Source organism: Burkholderia sp. BCC1988 (genome assembly GCF_905339895.1).
Classification (GTDB): Bacteria; Pseudomonadota; Gammaproteobacteria; order Burkholderiales; family Burkholderiaceae; genus Burkholderia.
This window is the reverse complement of the sequence record NZ_CAJPHA010000011.1, coordinates 115,845-138,265: the sequence shown is the minus strand read 5'-3', so window position 1 is coordinate 138,265 and position 22,421 is coordinate 115,845. Positions and strand designations below refer to the sequence as shown.

Sequence of the window (22,421 nt, the reverse complement as noted above, 5' to 3'; positions counted from 1 at the left end):
CCAACGACATGAGAGATTTCGCCAACAAGGTCGCCGCGATCACGGGCGCAGGCTCGGGCATGGGCCGCTCGCTCGCGGTCCAGCTCGCGCAGGCCGGCTGCCATGTGTCGCTCGCCGACAAGAACGGCGTCGGCCTCGCGGAAACCGAGCGGATCGTCCGCGCGATCGCGCCGAACGTGCGCGTGTCGACGCGCGTGCTCGACGTCGGCGACCGCGACGCGATGTTCGCGTGGGCCGACGACACCGCGCAGGAACACGGCAAGGTCAACCTGATCTTCAACAACGCGGGCGTCGCGCTGTCGAGCACGATCGAAGGGATGGAATACGGCGATCTCGAGTGGATCGTGAACATCAACTTCTGGGGCGTCGTGCATGGCACGAAGGCGTTCCTGCCGCACCTGAAGGCGAGCGGCGACGGTCACGTGATCAACACGTCGAGCATCTTCGGGATCTTCGCGCAGCCGGGCATGAGCGGCTACAACGCGACCAAGTTCGCGGTGCGCGGCTTCACCGAATCGCTGCGCCAGGAACTCGACATGATGAAGTGCGGCGTGTCGGCCACCTGCGTGCATCCGGGCGGCATCCGCACCAACATCGCGCAGTCGAGCCGCGTCGCGAAGAACATGGTCGGCTTCATCGTCGAGAGCGAGCAGCAAGGCAAGGACAGCTTCGAGAAGTTCTTCATCACGACCGCCGACGACGCCGCGCGCACGATCCTCGCCGGCGTGCGCCGCAACAAGCGGCGTGTGCTGATCGGCCGCGACGCGAAGGCCGCGGACTGGATGGCGCGCATCCTGCCGGCCGCGTACCAGGCGCTCGTCGTGCTCACGACGCGCCGCGAGGCCGCGAAGGCCCGCCGCGCGGCCGCCCGCTACGGCACGCCGGCCGCCGCGCCGCTTCACGCCACCTACAACAACGCAGGCAATCAGGGAGGAGAACAATCATGACGACCCCGAACATGATGCCGGTGCGGCGCGACATCCGTTTCGCGCTGCCGCCCGAACGCGCGAAGGACTGGCACGTCCAGGGCGTGCCGGTCACGCACTTCATGAACGCGCTGTCGCTGCTGTTCCCGGCCGGCGAGCGCTTCTTCATGGATTCGGTGCGCCACTACCGCGACCGCATCGAGGATCCGGAGCTGAAGAAGCAGGTGCTCGGCTTCATCGGCCAGGAAGCGATGCACACGCGCGAGCACATCGAGTACAACGACCTGCTCCAGGCGTCCGGCCTGCCCGCGCACAAGCTCGACAAGCGGCTGTGGACGATCCTCGGCTTCTTCAAGAAGACGCTGCCGCATTCGATGCAGCTCGCGATCACGATCGCGCTCGAGCACTACACGGCGATCCTCGCGAACCAGCTGCTGGCGGGCCACGAGCACCGGATCGACGGGTCGGTCGAAGGCTATCAGCAGATGTGGATGTGGCACGCGATGGAGGAAACCGAGCACAAGGCGGTGTCGTACGACGTATGGAACGCCGTGATGAAGCCCGGCCTCGGCAGCTACCTGCTGCGCACGGGCACGATGCTGACGACGACGGTATTGTTCTGGACGATCGTGTTCGACTTCCACGTGCGCCTGATGCGCGCGCACCGTCGCGAACACGGCAGGTTCGGCGGTATGTGGCGGCTCGTGAAGTATCTGTACAGCCCGCGGACCGGCGTGTTCCCGAGCATCGCGCGCGAATGGCTCGACTACTTCCGTCCGGGCTTCCATCCGTGGGACCACGACAACCATCAGTACCTGCAGGGGCTCGACACGCTGCTCGCGAACATCGACGCGACCAATGCGCGCCACGCGGCGCAGGCCGCCCCGCGCCGCGTGCCGCTGCATCCGGTTCCGCAGGCATGACGTCATGGCACGCACGCACGAGATGCTGACCGTCCGCTCCGGCGACGTGAAACTCGCCGTCCATGTCAGCGGCCCGCGCCGCGCGCCGCCGCTGATCCTCGTGCACGGCTATCCCGATTCGTCGGCCGTGTGGGCGCCGGTCCGTGCGCGGCTCGCGAAGCGCTACCGCGTGATCGCGTACGACGTGCGCGGCGCTGGCGCATCCGATGCGCCGCGCCGCCGCGCGGACTACACGCTGGCGCGGCTCGCCGACGACCTGAAGGCCGTCGCCGACGCGACCTGCGGCGCGCGGCCGTTCCATCTGGTCGGTCACGACTGGGGGTCGATCCAGTGCTGGGAGGCCGTGACCGACCCTGCGTTGCGCGGCCGGATCGCGTCATACACGTCGATCTCCGGCCCGTGCCTCGACCACGTGTTCCGCGCGAAGATGCGGCTCAGGCAGAGCCTGAAATCGTGGTACATCGCGTTCTTCCACCTGCCGGTCGTGCCGTCGCTGGTGTGGCGCCTCGGCGGCGCCGCACTGTGGCCGCGCTGGCTGCAGTTGACCGAACGCGTGCGGCCCGAGCGCGATCCCGCGCAATTGAAGAACGCGCTGAACGGGTTGCAGCTCTACCGCGCGAATTTCCTCGCGCGGGCGAGCAAGCCGCGCGAGCGGTATGCGCAGGCGCCGGTGCAGATCCTCGTGCCGGTGCGCGACCGCTACGTGACGCCCGAAATGTCGGTCGATCTCGAGCGCTGGCTCGGCGAGCACGTGCGCGAGGAAATCGACGGCGGGCACTGGGTCGTGGTACGCAATCCCGACCTGATCGCGGCGCGGATCGACCGGTTTGCCTCGGCGCATGAACGACCGGCGGTCGCGGCAGCAGCCGCGGCACCGCGGGCGGCGGTTCAGCGCAACGGCGGCAGGCGCTTGAACAGCGTTTCGTAGTCGATCACGAGCCCGTCGGCGTCGACGTCCATCTCGGCCGTGAAATTCCGGAAGATGCCTTCGTAGCGGTAGCGCCGGCCCGGCTCGATGCACGCGTAAGCCTGCTTGACCGGCGTCACCTTCAGGTCCGGCGTCGAGATGTATGCGACGTCGATCGGTCGCCGCTCGCCGCGAGCGAGGCCGAGGCGGCCGATCGGCAGCGCGTTCGTGAACGGCGTCGCCGCGATGTCGATGTCGACGCAGCCATCCAGCTCCGGCAGCGCGCTGCCTGAACCGTCGCGCCAGTGCCCGGCGCCGTCGCCGTGCAGTTCCAGCGTGCCGCCGCCCATCACTTTGAGCACCGCATACCTGACCCGCCATTGCGGATCGCACTCGACCCGGTATGCAAGCCCGTACGCGCGGCCGTACCGCTGGCCGACCACGGCACTTTCGACGACGATGCCCGCGTCCCCCCGGTCGAACGTCAGGTGTTCGATTCCGTCGCCCTCGAGCGACGCCCAGCGCAGTTCACGCATCGTTCCTCCTCGAAAACGCCGACGCGTCAGCATACGCACGAAAAATCCGGCTGCGGCCAAAATTTCGTTTCCCGGCCCGGCAATCCCGCGACAGCGCCATTGTCCCGGGCAAACAAGACGCCGAAACACGCGCCCCGCCCCAACTCAGGGCATGCGCCACAAATCCTGACTATCCAGAATTCCCTATTCCGGTGCACGGCATTGTGTCCTATGCTCGCGGCTCGTCCTGCTCCACCGCCGCCATGCCTACCGCCCGCCCCGTCTCGCCGTCGATCGACCTGCGCATCCTGCTGCGCGGCATCGGGCAGATCGTGCTGCAGGCGCATGCCGTCACCGGCGCGCTGCTGCTTGCCGCGCTGGCGCTGACCGACTTGCGGCTCGCGTCCGCGGCGCTGGTCGGCTCGGCCGCCGCCAGCATGACGGCGGTGCTGACGGGTGCCGAGCGCCGCGACGTCGAACAGGGGCTGCACGGCTTCAACGGCGCGCTCGCCGCGCTGATCGCCGTGCTGTTCGCGCCTGCTTCGCCCGCCGCCATCGCGCTGGTACCGCTGGTCGCGATCGGCGCGGCGCTCGTGCAACGCGCGATGCGTGTGCCGCTCGCCCGCTGGCGCCAGTGCCCGTATTCGAGCCCGTGCCTCGCCGTCACCGCGCTGTGGCTGCCGTTTGTCGCGCCGCAGCATGCGGGCGACGCGACAGCCGGTGCGCCGCTGACGCTTCCTTCCATCGCCGACGCGCTGCTGTCGGGCGTCGCGCAAACCACCTTTGCGCAAGGCCCGTGGGCCGGCGCGCTGATCGTCGCCGGCCTCGCCGTCGCGTCGCGCCGCGCGGCCGCGTTCGCACTCGGCGGCACGATCGTGTCGACCGTGCTGCTGATCGCGGCCGGCGCGAACGGCGCGTCGTTCGCCGACGGCCTGCTCGGCTTCAACGGCGCGCTCGCCGCACTCGCGCTGATGCCGCGCGGGCCGCGCGCGGCGTTCGCGGCCGCCGCGCTCGCCGCGCTGATCCAGTGGCTCGCGACGCGCGCGGGCCTCCCAGCATTCACCGCCCCGTTCGCGATCGCTGCGTGGATCACGGTGATCGTCGCGCGCCGCTTCACCCTCGGAGAACCCGATGTCGTCATTCGCACACCGTCCTGACACCGTGAAGCCCGGCGGCCCGATCTCGGACGCCGAGCGCCGGTTGCGCGTCGATCTCGCCGCCGCCTATCGCCTCGTCGCGCTGAACGGCTGGGACGACCTGATCTACACGCATCTTTCCGCGACCGTGCCCGGCGAACCCGGACACTTCCTGATCAACCCGTTCGGCCTCGCGTTCGACGAGGTTCGCGCATCGAATCTCGTGAAGATCGACCTGGCCGGCAACCGGATCGGCGACAGCGAACACGCAGTCAACGTGACCGGTTTTGCACTGCACGCGGCCGTGCACGCCGCGCGGCCGGACGCCGTCTGCGTGATGCACCTGCACAATACGGCCGGCATCGCCGTGTCGATCCAGCGCGACGGGCTGCTGCCCGCGTCGCAGCACGCGCTGCGGTTTCACGGCGACCTCGCGTACCACGACTACGAGGCGCTCGCGTTCTCGCCGGCCGAAGGCACGCGGCTGACCGCCAGCCTCGGCGCGAAATCCGCGATGCTGCTGCGCAACCATGGCACGCTGACGGTCGGCCGGACCGTCGCCGAGGCATATGTGCTGATGGATACGCTGATCAAGGCCTGCGACATCCAGGTGCGCGCGCAGGCAGGCGGCGGGACGCTCGTGCTGCCCGAGCCGGCCGTCGCCGAGCGCACCGCCGCGCAGTTGCGCGACGGCGGCGCGATCGAGGGCGAACTGGAATGGCCGGCGCTGCTGCGCCGCCTCGACCGGATCGATCCGTCGTATCGCGACTGACGCCGCTCGCGTCCCGACTTCCCTACCCCCAACCATCGGAGCATCCAGTCATGCCGACTTTCAATATCCAGTTGTTCGAAGGCCGCACGGTCGAGCAGAAACGCGCATTCGTCGAAGCGATCACGCGCGTCACGTGCGAGACGCTCGGCTGCGACCCGGGCTCGGTCGACATCATCCTCGCCGACGTGAAGAAGGAGAACTGGGCGACGGGCGGCAAGCTGTGGAGCGACGAACGCTGACGCCGCTGCGTTCGGCGGCGGCGGAACCTGCCTGGCGACAGGCGTTCGAATTGCGGTGACATCCGGACGAATGCGCCGCACGATGCGGCTCGACTCGAAGCCGCCGGACCTCGCCTGACCCGCCCGTGCGACGCCAGCTACCGGCGTCGCACGCGCCCTTCGTTCCCTGCGCCGCGTTGTGCGCCCGCACATCGCGTTGTCACGCAATCGGCGCATATAATGCGGCACAGACGCAGCAGCCAATGGCCACCCGACCAGGAGACCGCCATGGAAGCGAAGAACGAAGAAGTCGTCGCACACCTGCTCTCCGATGTCGTCGAATTCGCGCGCGGACGCCTGCCCGAAGCCACGTTCCGGATCGTCGAACCGTTCCTGCGTCATTACTACGATTTCGTCGACGCCGATGATCTGCAGAATCGCGGCATCGCCGACCTCTACGGCGCCGCGATGGCGCACTGGCAGACCGCCCAGAAGTTCGTGCCCGGCAGCGAGCGGCTGCGCGTGTACAACCCGATCCTCGAACAGCACGGCTGGCACTCCGACCACACGGTGATCGAGATCGTCAACGACGACATGCCGTTCCTCGTCGACTCGGTGACGATGGCCGTCAACCGCCTCGGGCTCGCGCTGCACTCGGCGCTGCACCCGGTGTTCCGCATCTGGCGCGGCGGCGACGGCGCGATCGAGCGCGTCGACGCCGGCGGCGCGACGGCCGGCGACGGCCAGTCGCAGCTCGCGTCGTTCATCCACTTCGAAGTCGACCGCTGCGGCGACGCCGCGCTGCTCAACACGCTGCGCAACGACATCGCGCGCGTGCTCGGCGACGTGCGCGCATCGGTCGAGGACTGGCCGAAGATCGTCGACATCGCGCGCGCGACGATCAAGGACATGAAGGCCCGCGAATCCACCGCGGAAGACATCGAGGCGCGCGCGTTCCTCGAATGGATGGTCGCCGACCACTTCACCTTCCTCGGCCAGCGCGACTACGCGCTCGTGTCGGACGGCACGGGTTTCGGCCTGCGCGGCGTCGAAGGCTCCGGCTGCGGCCTGCTGCGCGAATCGCTGCGCGCGCCCGGCGCGCCGGACGTGACGCCGCTGCCGCCGGCCGCCGCCGAGATCATCACCGGCCCCTGGCCGATCTTCCTGACGAAAGCGAACTCGCGCGCGACCGTGCACCGGCCCGGCTATCTCGACTACGTCGGCGTGAAACTGGTCGGCGCCGACGGCAAGGTGACCGGCGAACGGCGCTTCATCGGACTCTACACGTCGACGTCCTATTTCGGTTCGTACACCGAGATACCGATCGTGCGCCGCAAATGCGCGAACATCGTGCGGCGCGCGGGCTTCCTGCCGAAGGGGCATCTCGGCAAGTCGCTGGTGACGGTGCTCGAAACCTATCCGCGCGACGAACTGTTCCAGGCCGACGAAGACCAGCTCTACGACATCGCGCTCGGCATCCTGCGCCTGCAGGAACACCAGCGCACGCGCCTGTTCGTACGGCGCGACCGCTTCGACCGCTTCGTGTCGTGCCTCGCGTTCGTGCCGCGCGACAAGTACAACACCGACCTGCGCCGCCGCATCGCGAAGCTGCTCGTCGATGCGTACAACGGCGTGAACGTCGAGTTCACGCCGCTGCTGTCGGAATCGGCGATCGCGCGGATTCATTTCGTCGTCCATGCGGAACCGGGCACGATGCCCGACGTCGACACGCGCGAACTCGAAACGCGGCTCGTGCAGGTGGCGCGCCGCTGGCAGGACGATCTCGCCGACGCGCTGCTCGACGCGTTCGGCGAAGAACAAGGCAACCGCCTGCTGCAGCACTATGCGGACTCGTTCCCGGCCGGCTATCGCGACGACTATCCGGCGCGCACGGCCGTGCGCGACATCGAGCTGATCGAGCGCGTGAAGGCGTCGGGCCAGCTGGCGATGAACCTGTACCGCCCGATCGAGGCCGACGCGCGCGCGTTCCGCTTCAAGGTGTATCGCGCGGGCGACCCGATCGCGCTGTCGCGCAGCCTGCCGATGCTCGAGCATCTCGGCGTGCGCGTCGACGAGGAGCGGCCGTACCGGATCCAGACGCAGGATGCCGCGCCCGCCTGGGTGCACGACTTCGGCCTCGAACTCGCCGACGATACCGAGTTCGACATCGAACGCGTGAAGGGCCTGTTCGAGGATGCGTTCGACCGGATCTGGAGCGGCCGGATCGAGAACGACGACTTCAACCGCCTCGTGCTGCGCGCGCACCTGAGCGCGCGCGAAGTCACGATCCTGCGCGCATATGCGAAATACCTGCGGCAGGTCGGCTCGACGTTCAGCGACGCCTATATCGAGCGCGCGCTGACCGGCAACCCGGCGATCGCACGGCAGCTCGTCGAGCTGTTCCTGGTGCGCTTCGACCCGGCCACGGGCGGCACGCGCGACGTGCAGGCCGAACGCCTGCTGAAGGCGATCGAGACGGCGCTCGACCAGGTGCCGAACCTCGACGAGGACCGGATCCTGCGCCAGTTTCTTGGCGTGATCAACGCGACCGAGCGCACCAACTATTTCCTGCACGACGCGAACGGCGAATCGAAGCCGTACCTGTCGTTCAAGTTCAATCCGGCGAAGGTGCCCGGCCTGCCCGAGCCGAAGCCGATGTTCGAGATCTGGGTGTACTCGCCGCGCGTCGAGGGCGTGCACCTGCGCGGCGGGCGCGTCGCGCGCGGCGGGCTGCGCTGGTCCGACCGTCGCGAGGATTTCCGCACCGAGGTGCTCGGGCTGATGAAGGCGCAGATGGTGAAGAACGTCGTGATCGTGCCGGTCGGCTCGAAAGGCGGCTTCGTCGTGAAGAACCCGCCGCCGCCGAGCGATCGCGAAGCATGGATGCGCGAAGGCATAGCGTGCTACCAGACCTTCCTGCGCGGCCTGCTCGACCTGACCGACAATCTCGCCGGCAACGCGATCGTGCCGCCGCCCGACGTGGTGCGCCACGACGCCGACGATCCGTATCTCGTCGTCGCGGCCGACAAGGGCACGGCCACCTTCTCCGACTACGCGAACGCGATCTCGCACGAATACGGTTTCTGGCTCGACGACGCGTTCGCGTCCGGCGGCTCGGTCGGCTACGACCACAAGAAGATGGCGATCACCGCGCGCGGCGCGTGGGAATCGGTGAAGCGGCACTTCCGCGAGATGGGCATCGATACGCAGACGACCGACTTCACGGTGGTCGGCGTCGGCGACATGTCGGGCGACGTGTTCGGCAACGGGATGCTGCTGTCGCCGCATATCCGGCTCGTCGCGGCGTTCGATCATCGCCACGTGTTCCTCGACCCGAACCCCGACCCGGCGACGAGCTTCGCGGAGCGCCAGCGGATGTTCGCGCTCGAACGCTCGAGCTGGGCCGACTACGACACGTCGGTGATCTCGGCGGGCGGCGGCGTCTACCCGCGCACCGCGAAGACGATCCCGCTGTCGCCGGCCGTGCAGGCCGCGCTCGGCATCGACGCGCAGGCGCTGCCGCCAACCGAGCTGATCCGCGCGATCCTGCAGGCACCGGTCGACCTGCTGTACAACGGCGGCATCGGCACCTACGTGAAGGCCGCGCGCGAAACCCACCAGCAGGTCGGCGATCGCGCGAACGACGCGGTACGCGTGAACGGCGCGGACCTGCGCTGCAAGGTCGTCGGCGAAGGCGGCAACCTCGGCTGCACGCAGTTCGGCCGCATCGAGTTCGCGCAGCGCGGCGGGCGCATCAACACCGACGCGATCGACAACTCGGCCGGCGTCGATTGTTCGGATCACGAAGTCAACATCAAGATCCTGCTCGGGCTCGTCGTCGGCGACGGCGAGATGACCGAGAAGCAGCGCAATGCCCTGCTCGCGGAAATGACCGACGAAGTCGGGCTGCTCGTGCTGCGCGACAACTACTACCAGACGCAGGCGCTGTCGATCGCGGGCCGCTACGGCGTCGAGCTGCTCGACGCCGAGGCGCGCCTGATGCGCTGGCTCGAACGCGCGGGCCGCCTGAACCGCGTGATCGAATTCCTGCCGACCGACGACGAGATCGCCGAACGGCAGGCCGCGAAACAGGGCCTCACGTCGCCGGAGCGCGCGGTGCTGCTCGCGTACAGCAAGATGTGGCTGTACGACGCGCTGCTCGAATCCGACGTGCCCGAGGATCCGCTCGTCGCCGCGATGCTCGTCGACTATTTCCCGAAGCCGCTGCAACAGCGCTTCAGCGAACCGATGCAGCGCCACCCGCTGCGCCGCGAGATTCTCGCGACGCACCTGACCAACGCGCTCGTCAACCGGGTCGGCTGCGCGTTCGTGCACCGGCTGATGGAGGAAACCGACGCGAAGCCGGGCGACATCGTGCGCGCCTGCATCATGGCGCGCGACGTGTTCGATCTCGATGCGGTGTGGCGCGACATCGACGCGCTCGACAACCGCGTCGCCGACGACGTGCAGGCGCGCATGTTCGTCGACGTCGCGCGGCTGCTGGAGCGCGCGGCGCTGTGGTTCCTGCGGCAGTTGCAGTCGGGCACGGTGGCCGACGGCGGCGTCGCCGGCCTGATCGCGCGGTGCCGCGACGCGGTGCAGCGCATCGCGCCGCAATTGCCGTCGTTGCTGCCAACCGCCGATCTGGAGGCGCTGTCCGAGCGGCAGCGCGCGCTGGTCGAAGCCGGCGTCGAGAGCGCGCTCGCGGTACGCGTCGCGAGCGGCGACATCTCGGCCGCGCTGCTCGACATCGCCGAAGTGGCCGCGACCTGCGATCGCAGCCTCGAGCTGGTCGCGGGTGTCTACTTCTCGCTCGGCACGCTGTTGAACTACGGGTGGATCGGCGAACGCGCGGCCTCGCTGCCGACCCCGACGCACTGGGACATGCTGGCGCGCGCGGCCGCGCTCGCGGAAGTCGCGCGGCTCAAGCGCACGCTCGCCACCAGCGCGCTCGCGGAATCGGCCGACTCGACGGCGCCCGAGACGATCGTCCACGCGTGGCGCGAACGCCGCGAAGCCGCGCTGCAACGCTACGAGCACCTGCTCGCCGACCTGCGCGCCTCGGGCGGCGCGAGCCTCGCGGTGCTGCTCGTGATCGTGCGCGAGATGGCCGTGCTCGAACGCGCGTGATGGAAGGTCGCGACGTCACACCGTCGCGACCAGCAGCTCTTCCGCGTTGTCCGGCGGGCGCAGGCCGTCGGTCCGATCGGCGAAGTAGCGGCGCGTGAGCTCCGCGGCCGACACATGCTCGGCTCGCGCGAAGCCGGCCCCGATCGCGAGCGCGCGGATCTCCGCCGGCATGAAGAAGCTGATGAACGGCGTGCCGCTCGCGCGCGCGCCCTTCGCGGCCATTTCGAGCGCCGGGCGCACGTCCGGATCGGCATGCTCGAGCGGCAGCAGGAACGTCATCGCGAACGTCGAGCCCGGCGCGAGCGACGCGACTTCGCGCAGCGCCGCCGCGTTCGCGTCGCGCGTCAGGTACATGCTGACGCCGGTGGACACGACGACCGCCGGCTTGCCTGCATCGAAGCCCGCGCGCACGAGCGCGTCGCGCCACGACTGCTTCGCTTCGAAATCGACCGGCACGAACCGCAGCCAGTCCGGCACGCCGAAGCCGAGCTCGGTCAGCCGGCGGCGCTTCCACGCCTGCGGCGCGGGCGGATCGACCTCGAAGACGGTCAGGCGCGACGCCATCTCGGGCCGGCGCTGCGCGAAGCTGTCGAGGCCCGCGCCGAGGATCACGTACTGGCTCACGCCCCGCGCGGCCTGCTCGACGACGAGATCCTCGATGAAGCGCGCCCGCGCGACGATCGACGCGCGAAACGGCCGCGTGAATTGCGGATCCATGTCGCCGCGCTGCTGCCAGCCGGGCGCCGGCGCGAGCAGGCGCAGTCCGATTTCGTCCACGAGCACGTGCGGCGGCGCATCGAGCTCGACGTGCAGCGCGCGCCACAGCGCGACGCGCGCGGCGGTGCTGTCAGGGGCGTCCGGATGAAGGTCGGTCATCGTCTCGTCCTCATGCGCGCGGCTGGTGCGGCGCCTGCAGGCGCCACGCACGGCCGGCGGGATTGCGTACGGTCATGTCGCGGCCCGCGACGCATTACATCGGGTTCGCCCGCGCCGCCACCCGCGCGAACAACGCGTCGAGGTCGAAGCCGGTCGTATCGATGCCGATCGTGTCGCGCAGGCACGCGCCCCACGCGGCCGCGTCGTCGAACGTGACCGTGCGCCCCGCGCCCGCCGCGTCGCGCAGCGTCAGCACGGTGTTGAACAGCGCCGCGCGGCCGTCCGGCAGCACGCGGCAGGCGATCAGGTCGTTGACGAAGATCGACTCGGGATAGGTCGACGTGAACCAGTTCGCGGCGTCGTAATCGATCCACTCGGCCGGCTTCAGCGAAAAGCGGTAGGTCGTCTGCCAGCCGTCGGGGATCTGGAACTGCATGTCGAATTCGCCGTCGACCGGCGCGTCGACGACGCGAAACGCCCCATGCGGCGTCAGCTGCCGCTCGCCCGGCACGAAGCGCAGCGGCGCGGTGAGCGTCGCGCTGCCGAAGCCGATGTCGGCGAGCCACGCCGCGCCGTCGAGATCGATGCGCAGCAGCATGTGGGTCTGCGCGGTGACGAGCTCGGGCGGCCGCATCCAGCGCACGCGCGCGATCAGCGGCGTCACGCGAAAGCCGATCGTCGTGAGCGCGGTGTAGAAGAGCTTGTTGAGTTCGAAGCAGTAGCCGCCGCGGCGGCGCCCGACCACCTTGTCGACGATCGCGGGCAGGTCGAGCGCGACGCGCGCGCCGGTCAGCGGATTGAGATTTTCGAACGGAATGGCCTGCGGCTGCAGCAGGTGCAGCCGTCGCAGCACGTCGAGCGTCGGCTCGGCCGGGCCGTCGTAGCCGATGCGGGCGAAGTAGCGCGAGAGGTCGAACGAGTCAGTCATGAACCGGCACCGGTAACGGGGAACACGCCACGATAGCATCGAGCGATATCCCCATGTTGCGCGGGGCCATCCCGGATCGCCGCGCGCGCTGCCGGCTCCGTAGCGGGTGCGGCCGCGTTACGGCAGCAGCTTCAGCGCGGACGACGCGACCGACGGCACCGTAATGCCCTGGCTCGTCGCGAACTGCACGGCCTGGCTGAGCGTCGACGCGAGCGACTGCAACTGGCCCGGCGCGCTTTGCGCGATATACGACGCGGCCTGCATGTTCTGCGGATTCAGGCCCGACTGCAGCAGCGATGCCGCGCTGGTCGAACCGAGATTACCGAGCCCCGACTGCAGTTGCGAGTACTGCGTCAGGCCCTGGCCGAGCGACGCCAGGCCGTTGCTGAACGCCTGCTTGTCGATCGGGCCGTGCGACGCCCCGCCGCTCGCGAACGCCTGGCCGAGCGCCTGCGACACCGACTGCTGCGCGCCGCCCATCTGCGACAGCGCGGCCGGCGTCAGCGCATTGCCGCCGCCGAGCAGGCCGGCGGCCTGCTGCGCCTGACCGGCCGCGCCGGTGAGCCCCATCGCCGACGCGAGCGACGACTGGCCGACCAGCACCTGCTGGTTCGCGCCGACGTACGCCTGCATCAACTGCGCGACGCCGCCCTGCGCGGGTGCGGCCTGCTGTTGCCCGCCGCCGAGCAGCGCCGAGCCGATCGACTGGAGGTCGAGTTGTGCATGGGCGGTGCCGTTCACGCCGAGCATGATGCCGAAGGCGATGCCCGCCGATGCCAGGTGCTTGCCCGTCGCGCGAATGTGCTTCATGTGTTTCCCTCGTGCCCGAATATGTTTGAGGCCGATATTGTCGAAGCGCGCCGCGCGCCGCCGCAACGACTGAAACACATCGATACGAAATCGCCCGGCACGAGCGTCGCCCGGCGCGCGGATTCATCCGGATTTGCCGCGCGATATCGGGCTGGCGCCGCGATTCGTTCCTGCACCGCGGCAATCCCGGCGACGCCCGGTATGCGCCGGCGCTGCGCCGGCGTCGGCCGGCGCCGTTGTGCGACAGCGTGATGCCCGGCGCACGAATGGCAGGATTAGCCGGCGCGTTTCGAGGTGTGGAAACGAACCGGGCGGCACGCGGCCGCCCGTTTCGTCGCTTGCGTTCGGCGTGTGTCACCGGCCCGCCGGCCGTCGCATTACGCAGCCATCCAGCCCGGCAGCCGCCGGCCGACCCAGTCGGCCGCCTGCTCGTAGCCGCGCGCGAGCTGCAGCACGGCGAGATCCGCGCGCGGCCGGCCGATCAGCTGCATCCCCATCGGCAGCCCCGCGTCGTTGAAGCCCACCGGCACGCTGATCACCGGGCAGCCGGCCAGCGTCCACGGCACGACCGTTTCCATCCAGCGGTGGTAGGTATCCATCGCGCGGCCCGCGATTTCCTGCGGCCAGCGTTGCTCGACGTCGAACGGGAACACCTGCGCGGTCGGCGCGGCGATGAAGTCGTAGCGATCGAAGAAGCCCAGCACGGCCTGGTGCCACGCGGTGCGCTCGACGCTCGCGTCGAATACCTCGGCCCCCTGCATCGCGAGCAGCCCTTCGACCTCGTAGATCGCCTCGGGCTTCAGCAGCGCACGCCGTGCCGGGTCGCGATAGTGCGCGAGCAGCCCGCCGCCGGACAGCAGGTGCCGATGCGCGAGCCACAGCCGCCAGATGCGCTCCGGTGCGAACGCCGGCAGCGCGGCATCGACGTCGCAGCCGATCTCGCGCAGCGTCGCGAGGCCCTGTTCGCACTGCGCGAGCACGCCCGGCTCGGTCGCGAGATAGCCGTTCCAGTCGCCGACCCACGCGATGCGCTTGCCGCGCAGGTCCGTATCGAGCGGCTTCGCGAACACGGCCGGATCTTCCGCGAGCGACAGCGGATCGTTCGGGTCGTAGCCGGCCTGGATCGCGAGCAGCTGCGCGACATCGCCGACCGTGCGGCCCATCGGCCCTTCTATGCCGAGTTGCTGCATGAACACGTCGACGCCCGGCCAGCGCGGTACGCGGCCCTGCGACGGACGGAACCCGTAGATGTTGCAGAACGCGGCCGGATTGCGCAGCGAGCCGCCGAAGTCGCTGCCGTCCGCGACCGGCAGCATGCGCGCGGCCAGCGCCGCCGCCGTGCCGCCGCTGCTGCCGCCCGCGCTCTTCGTCAGGTCGTACGGATTGCGCGTCGCGCCGTGGATTTCGTTGAACGTATGCGAGCCGAGGCCGAACTCCGGCGTGTTGGTCTTGCCGATGAAGATCGCGCCCGCCGCGCGCATCCGGCCGACGCCGACCGAATCGGCCTGCGGCACGTGATCGCGGAAGATCGGCGAGCCGTAGGTCGTGCGCAGCCCTTTCGTCATCGCGAGATCCTTCGGCGCCTGCGGCATTCCGTGCAGCCAGCCGTGGTACTCGCCGCGGGCGAGTGCCGCGTCCTTTTCCGCCGCTTCGGCGAGCAGCGTGGCGCGATCGCGCAGCGAAATCAACGCGTTCACCGCGCCGTTCACGCGCTCGATGTGATCGAGATACGCACGCATCGTCTCGACGCACGAGACCGCCTTGCCGCGGATCGCCGACGCGAGTTCGCCGGCCGACAGGCGCACGATCGGGTCGACGGTGATGGAAGCGGGTGCGAGAAGCTGCGGGGCGCCATGCGGCATGCGAGGTCTCCTGGAATCGGAATGGAATGGCGGGCCGCAGCGTGGCGGCGGTCCGTCCCGAACGGCCTGGACAGCCCGGGAGAAGGCCGCGCCGCGGCCGATGCACTACTCTACGCGACGCCGGATCGCCGACCTCCGATATTTTCCGCCGCGATTCATTGAGGATCCGACTAAATCGGCGTGGTGCGCCACTCGACGGCCCGCCTGGGGCCGCCGCCCGGCCGGTCGGTGAAAACGTTTATGCGCATAAACTTAAATTTCTTATATTTCTAATAGGCGCGGCGGACGTTGACGACATTTTTACGCGGCCGCCCGATCTCTTTAGGTCGGGCGATCCGGCGCCGCGCTACGCTGCAAACATCTCGATTCCGGAGCATCTTCCATGCTCAAGCTGCTGGTTCCGGTCGGTCATTCGCCGCGTTCGCTGCAGGCGGTCCGCCATGCGACCTTCCTGTATCGCGAACGCTGCGCGTCGGAAATCGTGCTGATCAACGTCCAGCCGCCGCTCGAAGCGACGCGGCTCGAGGCATTTCACTCGCTGTCGCGACTGCGCTCGATCGAGGACCAGTTCGCGTGCGACGATCTGGCGACGGCCGAGCGGGTGCTGCGGGAAGCCGGCGTCCGATACAGCGTCGTGAAGAAGGTCGGGCCGGTAGCCGACACGATCGCGGCCGTTGCGGCCGAGACGGGCTGCGACGAAATCGTCGTCGTCGCGCCGCGGCACGATCCGTTTCATCAGATGCTGTCGATGTTCGGTCGCAGCATGATGGGCCGCCTCGTGCGGATTTCGAACGTGCCGGTGACGGCGGTCAGATGAGCGGCACGCGATGCGGCACTCGCCGCTTCTTACTTGATGACCTTGCGCCAGAACACGAGATAGGTCGCGGCTGACGATGCAACCAGCAGAATCGCCCACATCGGCGCGAGACTGATCAGGACGGACGATACGTTAAGCATTTGGATTCCTCACTAATTCGATAGCGATGTTCAATACGTACCCGCTGCATTCGGAGCCGCGGCGCCCATCGCCTGCCGCGCATCGCGTTCCGTTGAAACATGTATTCATGCTATCGCCCTGACCGTCGGCACGACCGTCTCGCCCTGCCCGCCGTCTGACATTCGTCAAACTCGCGTCAATCGTGCGGCGATGCGGGCGGCCAACGTGCCTTTTCGTCGTCCGCACGGTAAAAACGGGACACGATCAGCCGGGCTCGCTGTCATTTCTGCAGACGTTTACCGGGGGAAGCCCCAAGTGCTTCGAGAAACGTCTCCGCGTTACGCTTGAGCGACGAGGAGACGAACCATGAGACGAGTCGTACACATCGCTTTTTTCGCGCTGCTGGTCTATCTGATCGGCGATCGCGCGCTGCTGCACGCGCAAGGCCGCGATGCCAGCCCGACCGCCTGCTCGCAGGGCGCCGAGCAGGTGAAATACGCCGCGCTCGGCAAGGGCTTCGGCAGCGCGGCGGCCGACAGCCAGAGCGAAGCGTTCATGTCGAGCTGCCTCGTGTCCGGGCGCGGTAATCGGGACGTCGCGGTGGCGGCCCGTTGAGGCCGACCGGGCGCCGCGCCGGTTGCATGCGTGTCGCGGCGCCTGGGCGCCAACTGTGATCCGCGGCGCCTTCCGAGGTTCTTTTGCATGCCACCGGCGGCATTGGCTCGCCGGTAGCGGCAGTACGAATACGCCAACCATCCGACGATCGCGGCGAAAGATCAGCGTTCGCCGCGACACGTCAAGCACGTCGCAGCGATAGCGACTTGCGCGAATCGCTCGGCACCGTCCGTCGCTTCTCCAACTGGGTTCGGGTTCCCCCCCGTCACGAGCACGCGAGCACGTCGTGCGCTCCCTGCCGTACCGCCGCTCCCCGCCCGTTAGCCGAGCCGGTTTTCCATCGCGTCGAGTTGCGTTCGGTTGCACCGCGTCTGGCGGTCGCATCCCGTAACCCGCCCGCCCCAGCCGCCCCTTCCTCCTGGGCATGCCAATTGCGACTCGATTGCCCCCTCCCCACGAGTCGCGATCATGAACGACAACGAGTCCCTCGATTCCGCGGAGCAGCGTCCGCGTGCCGCAACGTGGCTCCGCCGCCTCGGGCCGGGCCTCGTCACCGGTGCCGCGGACGACGATCCGTCCGGCATCGGCACGTACTCGCAGGCGGGCGCGCAGTTCGGCTTCGAATTGCTGTGGGCGCTCTTGCTGACGTATCCGCTGATGACGGCGATCCAGCTGGTCAGCGCGCGCATCGGCCGCGTGACGGGCAAGGGCCTCGCGTCGAACATGCGCACGCACTATCCGCCGTGGCTGCTCTACGTCACCGTCGTGCTGCTGATCGTCGCGAACGTGATCAACATCGCGGCCGACCTGTCGGCAATGGGCGCGGCGGTCAAGCTCCTGCTGAACGGCCCGCAAGAACTCTACGTCGTGTGCCTCGGCGGCGCATCGGCCCTGCTGCAGATCCTCGTGCCGTACGACCGCTACGCGCGCCTGCTCAAATGGACCGCGCTGGTCCTGCTCGCCTACGTCGCCGTGGCGCTCATCGTGCCCGTCCCGTGGGGCGAGGTCGGCCGTGCGCTCGTGTTGCCGCGCGTCCAGCTGTCCGCCGCCTACCTGACCACGGTCATCGCTGTGCTCGGCACCACGATCAGCCCGTACCTGTTCTTCTGGCAGGCATCGCAGGAAGTCGAGGAGCTGCGCGCGGTGCCGAACCAGCAGTCGTTGCGGCACGCGCCTCACCAGGCCCCCGCGCAGCTGCGCCGGATCAACTTCGATACGTGGGTCGGGATGGGCGTGTCGAACGTCATCGCGTTCTTCATCACGCTGACGGCCGCGGCCACGCTGAACCTGCACCACATCGACGTGAAGACGTCGGCGGATGCCGCGCGGGCGCTCGAGCCGATCGGCGGGCACTTCGCGTACGTGCTGTTCGCGCTCGGAATCATCGGCACCGGCCTGCTGGCGCTGCCGGTCCTCGCGGGGTCGGCCGCCTATGCGGCCGCGGGCACTTTCCGCTGGCGCAGCAGCCTCGCGCTGCAATTCGGCGTCGCGCGCGAGTTCTATGCGGTCATCGCACTGGCGATCATCGGCGGCGTCGCGATCACGTTCATGCATTTCGACCCGATCCGCGCGCTCTACTGGAGCGCGGTCATCAATGGCGTGACCGCCGTGCCGATCATGGTCGTGATGATGCTGATGGCCCACAGCACGCGCATCATGGGCAAATTCGCGATCACCGGCCTGCTGGCCTGGGGCGGCTGGCTCGCGACGTTCGCGATGGCGGTCGCGGCGTTGGGCGTGTTCGTGCCGGGTTGAGCAGGTGGAGCCGCGCCGGCCGGCGCGGCGCCGGATACACCGACGTCACGCGAGCCGGCACACGCACCGGCGACGCATGCCGCGGAACAGAAGGAGAACGCATCGTGGCGAAGAAAGCATCGGGATCGGCACGGCTGCCGTCCAGCGACCAGCGCGCGCAGATTCTCGCGCGCCTGCGCAGCGGCAAGATGGCGCGCTCGATACACACGTATACGCGCGGCAGCGCCGAGCGCTTCTACGCGTGGCTCGCGGACCATCGCTCCGGCACCCTGCCCGACGGCCCCGCGGTATGGATCGGCGGCGACTGCCATCTCGGCAATCTGGGGCCCGTCGCGGCGAAGACGGGCGAGGTTGCCGTGCAGATCCGCGATCTCGACCAGAGCGTGATCGGCAATCCCGTACACGACCTGCTGCGTCTCGGCTTCTCGCTCGCGACCGCGGCGCGCAGCTCCGATCTGCCCGGCATCATCACGTGGCGGATGGTCGAAGCGCTCATCGCCGGATACGAGCAGGCGTTCGACAGCCGGCACCGCGCCGAGACCAGTCACCTGCAACGCCCAACCGCGATCAAGATCGCGATGAAGGCGGCGCTGCACCGATCGTGGCGCAAGCTCGACCGGCAGACGATCCAGAACGTCACGCCGCGCATTCCGCTCGGCAAACGCTTCTGGCCGTTGTCCGAGCGCGAGCGGAGCGCCATCCACGCGCTGTTCGAATCCACCCCGGATTCGCCGATCGGCGCGGCGCTCAGCCGCGCGCCACACCGCGACGCGAGGATGAAGGTGCTCGACGCCGCCTTCTGGGTAAAGGGATGCAGCTCGCTCGGACGGCGCCGCTTCGCGGTCATGCTCGATATCGACGACGCGTGTTCCGACGGCCATCCGCCGTATCTGATCGACATCAAGGAGGCCGCGGCGGCGAAGGCTCCGAAGGATCCCGGCGTGCGCATGCCGCGCGATCCCGCGCAACGGGTGCTCGAAGGCGCGCGGCACGTATCGCCGATGCTGGGCAGCCGGATGTGCGCGGCACGCCTCGACGGATGCCCCGTCGTCATACGCGAATTGATGCCGCAGGATCTGAAACTGGACGCGGAACGGATGTCGGAGGCCGATGCGGTCAAAGTCGCGCGCTATCTGGCGCTGGTGATCGGCAGCGCGCATGCCGCGCAGATGGACCACACGACGCAACGCGCGTGGCGCAGCGAGTTGCGGCGCCAGCACCCGAAGACGGCCGACGCGCCGTCATGGCTGTGGCGAAGCATCATCGAACTGATGGTCGCGCACGAAGAGGCGTATCTCGAACATTGCCGGCGCCATGTGGTCGGCAAGACGGCCCGTTGAATCGTCGCCGCCGGTCGTGCGTCGTTGCGATGGACGCACGATCGTGAACGGCCCGGCCCGCGCGATCTCAGTCTTTCGCCGGACGGACCACCAGCTCGTTGAACCCGGTGAGCGCATCGTGCTCGCGGGAAAAACGATGCGCGGGCAACGATACGAGCAGGATCTCGGCGGTCGTGCGCACCACGCAGCCGCTCGCGACGTGGCCGCCCGAGACGCGGCCGTGCGCGTCGGACACCGCCATGTGCAGGTGCGCGCCGTCCGGCGAGACCGAACCGGCCAGCGTCAGGATCTCGAGATCGCCGCGCAGCTCGGTCGGCGCAGCGACGCCGGCATAGCGCAGCTGCGCGACGTTCAGGCTGCCGATGCCCTGGATCACGAATGCTGCATGCGCGTCGAGTCGACGCAACGCCTGCTCGATCGACGCGCGCAGATCGTCGCCGGGGGAAAGACGCAGAGGATGGGCTTGCATGGGCGGTAACCTGCTGATGGGGTCGCGGGTAGGCAAAGCGTACGTTCGACACGGCAATCCGGCAAGCCGCCAGCCGGATCGAACGCCGCTCCTGCGTCGCGACTACGGGAACGATGCCGATGCGTCATTCGTTCGCACCGGACGCGCCGCATCACCCGCGCCGATCGCGCGCGAGCAAACCGTACAGCGCGCTGTCCGACACCTCGTCGCCGACGATCCAGCGTTCGCGCAGCACGCCTTCCCTGACGAACCCGATCCGTTCGAGCAACGCGGCCGAAGCGACGTTGCGCGGATCGATGTCGGCCTCGATGCGGTTCAGGCGCAGCGTGCCGAACGCGTGGTCGATGACCGCCGACGCGGCCTCGCGCATATAGCCGCCGCGCCAGTAGCGGCGCCGCAGGCTGAAGCCGATTTCCGCACGCCGGCATTGCTCGTGCGCATGAAACAGCACGCATTCGCCGAGCACGTCGCCCGTGTCCCGGGCTTCGAGCACGCAGACGAGATCCTGGCCGCTGGCGGTCGTCGCGAGGTTGAGCGCGACGCGCTCGGCGGCCTGCCGCCAATCCGTGAGCGGCGCGAACGACGCATAGCGCATCGCCTGCGCATCGGACCAGAGGTCGAAGAACGCATGAGCGTCCGTGTCGCGAAGCGGACGCAGGACGAGTCGGGACGTATGCAGCGTGACGGGTTCGAACAAGGGCATCGCGGCGGCCGGGGAAAAAACGCAAGCATGAATTAGAACACGCTATCCGGAGGCCGGCCATCGCGTGCGTTCGCGCTGTCCGGCACGCACGATCCGCTGCCCGAAACGAAAAAGCCCGGACACATCGTCCGGGCCTTCCACATCGCCTTTGCCGCGCGCCGCGCTTATGCCTCGAGCGCTTCGAGCACCTTCCCCTTCGTCTCGATCCCGACGAAATGAACGGTCACGGCGGCGATCAGCGGCACGATGCCGATCAGGTAGAACGCCGGCGCGAGATTGCCGCCGATGATCGCGTGCGGCACGATCATCGGCGCCGCGAACGACGCGATCTTCAGCCACGCGCTGCCGAGCCCGCAGCCCGACGCGCGGATGCTCGTCGGATACTGTTCCGGCGTATAGACGTACGCGGTGATGAAGCCCGATGCCATCAGCCCCAGCGACAGCGAGCAAAAGGTCGCGACGACGTACACCGACGACGCGTGGTAGATGCCCGCGAACGCCAGCGACAGCGCGCACAGCACGAACGACCACACGATCACCGGCTTGCGGCCGAGCTTGTCGACCAGCAGCGCGGACGCGAGCGAACCGAGCACGCCCATCACCGAGCCGATCACCGCGAGATTCAGCGCGAGCTGCAGCGGCGCGTGATAGAAGTTCTTGTAGATCGTCGGCAGCCACGTGGACAGCCCGTACTGGATGAACCCGCAGGTCGCCCACAGCGTCGCCACCGCGAGCGTGCGCTTGCGATACGCGGCGCTGAACAGGTCGCTCATCCGGCGCTTCGGGTGCTGGCGCACCATCTCGTCGTACGCGGCCACCTGCGTGACCGGCGGCAGTTCGCCACGCACCGACGCTTCGAACACGCCGACCGCGCGCCCGGCTTCCGGGAGCCGCCCGCGCGACGCGAGCCAGCGCGGCGATTCCGGCACCAGACGCGTGAGCACCAGCGCGAGGATCAGCGGCAGCCCGCCGACGAAATACATGATCTCCCAGCCGAACCGCGGCACGAGCCACGCGCCGAGCGCCATCGATACCAGCAGGCCGATCGGGAACACGATTTCGTACAGCAGCACGAAGCGGCCGCGGCCGTGCGCGCGCGTGATTTCGTTGATGTACGTGGCCGCGACCGGCAGCTCGCCACCGAGGCCGAGCCCCTGCAGGATCCGCAGCAGCACGAACACCTCGAACGTCGGCGCGAAGCCGCACGCGATGCTGGTGATGCCGATCACCGCGGAACTCCACGCGATCGCCTTCACGCGGCCATGCTTCTCCGCGAGCGCGGGAAACAGGAATGCGCCGATCAGCTGGCCGATCGCGCCGGACGCGATCAGCATGCCGATCTGCGTCGGCGACAGCCCCCACTTGTGAATCAGCAGCGGCAGCGTCGCCGCGATCGTGATCACGTCGAAGCCGTCGAAGAACGTCGCGGTGCCGATCAGCACGCGCGCGCGGATCTGCATCGCGTTGGCCGGAAGCCGCTCGAGCCGCGCGATGATCGCGCCGGGCGTGGAGGCGGCAGCTTCCATCGTGGCCCTGCCGGCCACGACGTTGTCGAAAGTGCTCATGCGGGGTGTCTCCTGGGTCTTTGTACCGGTTTCG

Annotated in this window: 19 protein-coding genes; 11 read left to right on the top strand and 8 right to left on the bottom strand. The window is 68.8% G+C overall.

The features are described from left to right. Positions 1-8: 8 nt before the first annotated feature. The 3 genes from U4012_RS17745 to U4012_RS17735 are packed head-to-tail and all read left to right on the top strand — an operon-like array spanning position 9 to position 2,777. Positions 9-947, top strand: a complete 939-nt coding sequence (locus tag U4012_RS17745) for an SDR family NAD(P)-dependent oxidoreductase (protein ID WP_124520751.1) — start codon at positions 9-11, stop codon at positions 945-947. Further along, positions 944-1,849, top strand: coding sequence for a metal-dependent hydrolase (locus U4012_RS17740; RefSeq protein ID WP_321800373.1), 906 nt, complete (start codon positions 944-946; stop codon positions 1,847-1,849). Before U4012_RS17745 ends, U4012_RS17740 begins: the two co-directional genes overlap by 4 nt. Before the next feature lie 4 nt (positions 1,850-1,853). Next, positions 1,854-2,777 carry an alpha/beta fold hydrolase gene (locus U4012_RS17735; RefSeq protein WP_321800371.1) on the top strand — a complete coding sequence of 308 codons (924 nt, stop codon included), beginning with the start codon at positions 1,854-1,856 and terminating at the stop codon, positions 2,775-2,777. On the opposite strand, the gene U4012_RS17730 is transcribed toward U4012_RS17735, so the two are convergent. Then, entirely contained in the window at positions 2,738-3,292 is a 555-nt protein-coding gene (locus U4012_RS17730) for a putative glycolipid-binding domain-containing protein (protein WP_124488162.1), read from the bottom strand. The genes U4012_RS17735 and U4012_RS17730 overlap by 40 nt on opposite strands. A gap of 242 nt (positions 3,293-3,534) precedes the next feature. On the opposite strand from U4012_RS17730, the gene U4012_RS17725 reads away from it, so the two are divergent. The 4 genes from U4012_RS17725 (at position 3,535) to U4012_RS17710 (ending at position 10,527) form a co-directional block, all read left to right on the top strand. Then, the gene (locus U4012_RS17725) at positions 3,535-4,428 is read left to right on the top strand and encodes an urea transporter (RefSeq protein ID WP_321800369.1); all 894 of its coding nucleotides are present in this window, start codon (positions 3,535-3,537) and stop codon (positions 4,426-4,428) included. Next, positions 4,403-5,179, top strand: coding sequence for a class II aldolase/adducin family protein (locus tag U4012_RS17720; protein ID WP_321800367.1), 777 nt, complete (start codon positions 4,403-4,405; stop codon positions 5,177-5,179). Before U4012_RS17725 ends, U4012_RS17720 begins: the two co-directional genes overlap by 26 nt. A gap of 50 nt (positions 5,180-5,229) precedes the next feature. Next, positions 5,230-5,418 (top strand): 4-oxalocrotonate tautomerase, encoded by a 189-nt coding sequence (locus tag U4012_RS17715; protein WP_044843193.1) that lies wholly within the window; start codon positions 5,230-5,232, stop codon positions 5,416-5,418. A 267-nt stretch (positions 5,419-5,685) separates the two neighbouring features. Then, complete coding sequence (locus tag U4012_RS17710; protein ID WP_124666733.1) at positions 5,686-10,527, top strand: NAD-glutamate dehydrogenase; 4,842 nt, start codon at positions 5,686-5,688, stop codon at positions 10,525-10,527. Between the two features lie 15 nt (positions 10,528-10,542). On the opposite strand, the gene U4012_RS17705 is transcribed toward U4012_RS17710, so the two are convergent. The 4 genes from U4012_RS17705 to U4012_RS17690 all read right to left on the bottom strand — a co-directional run bounded on the left by U4012_RS17705 (position 10,543) and on the right by U4012_RS17690 (position 15,003). Continuing rightward, the gene (locus tag U4012_RS17705; protein ID WP_321800363.1) at positions 10,543-11,403 is read right to left on the bottom strand and encodes a class I SAM-dependent methyltransferase; all 861 of its coding nucleotides are present in this window, start codon (positions 11,401-11,403) and stop codon (positions 10,543-10,545) included. Between the two features lie 94 nt (positions 11,404-11,497). After that, a complete protein-coding gene (locus tag U4012_RS17700; RefSeq protein ID WP_044843191.1) occupies positions 11,498-12,331 on the bottom strand; it encodes an arylamine N-acetyltransferase family protein in 834 nt (277 codons plus the stop codon). A 117-nt stretch (positions 12,332-12,448) separates the two neighbouring features. After that, positions 12,449-13,141, bottom strand: coding sequence for a hypothetical protein (locus tag U4012_RS17695; protein ID WP_257769710.1), 693 nt, complete (start codon positions 13,139-13,141; stop codon positions 12,449-12,451). 377 nt (positions 13,142-13,518) lie between these two features. After that, on the bottom strand, positions 13,519-15,003 hold the full coding sequence (locus tag U4012_RS17690; protein WP_321800358.1) for an amidase: 1,485 nt from the start codon (positions 15,001-15,003) through the stop codon (positions 13,519-13,521). Positions 15,004-15,385: 382 nt separating this feature from the next. On the opposite strand from U4012_RS17690, the gene U4012_RS17685 reads away from it, so the two are divergent. From U4012_RS17685 to U4012_RS17670, 4 genes are all read left to right on the top strand, one after another. Next, complete coding sequence (locus U4012_RS17685; protein WP_044843188.1) at positions 15,386-15,820, top strand: universal stress protein; 435 nt, start codon at positions 15,386-15,388, stop codon at positions 15,818-15,820. A gap of 486 nt (positions 15,821-16,306) precedes the next feature. After that, positions 16,307-16,555: an adhesin gene (locus tag U4012_RS17680; protein WP_321800355.1), complete on the top strand. Its 249-nt coding sequence runs from the start codon at positions 16,307-16,309 to the stop codon at positions 16,553-16,555. A 468-nt stretch (positions 16,556-17,023) separates the two neighbouring features. After that, positions 17,024-18,310 carry an Nramp family divalent metal transporter gene (locus U4012_RS17675; protein WP_321800354.1) on the top strand — a complete coding sequence of 429 codons (1,287 nt, stop codon included), beginning with the start codon at positions 17,024-17,026 and terminating at the stop codon, positions 18,308-18,310. Positions 18,311-18,414: 104 nt separating this feature from the next. Next, positions 18,415-19,650, top strand: a complete 1,236-nt coding sequence (locus U4012_RS17670) for a DUF2252 family protein (protein WP_321800353.1) — start codon at positions 18,415-18,417, stop codon at positions 19,648-19,650. 67 nt (positions 19,651-19,717) lie between these two features. On the opposite strand, the gene U4012_RS17665 is transcribed toward U4012_RS17670, so the two are convergent. The 3 genes from U4012_RS17665 to U4012_RS17655 all read right to left on the bottom strand — a co-directional run bounded on the left by U4012_RS17665 (position 19,718) and on the right by U4012_RS17655 (position 22,387). Further along, complete coding sequence (locus tag U4012_RS17665; protein WP_124520778.1) at positions 19,718-20,119, bottom strand: PPC domain-containing DNA-binding protein; 402 nt, start codon at positions 20,117-20,119, stop codon at positions 19,718-19,720. Between the two features lie 151 nt (positions 20,120-20,270). Continuing rightward, complete coding sequence (locus U4012_RS17660; RefSeq protein ID WP_321800351.1) at positions 20,271-20,822, bottom strand: GNAT family N-acetyltransferase; 552 nt, start codon at positions 20,820-20,822, stop codon at positions 20,271-20,273. A gap of 164 nt (positions 20,823-20,986) precedes the next feature. After that, positions 20,987-22,387, bottom strand: coding sequence for an MFS transporter (locus U4012_RS17655; RefSeq protein ID WP_044843182.1), 1,401 nt, complete (start codon positions 22,385-22,387; stop codon positions 20,987-20,989). Positions 22,388-22,421 lie beyond the last annotated feature (34 nt).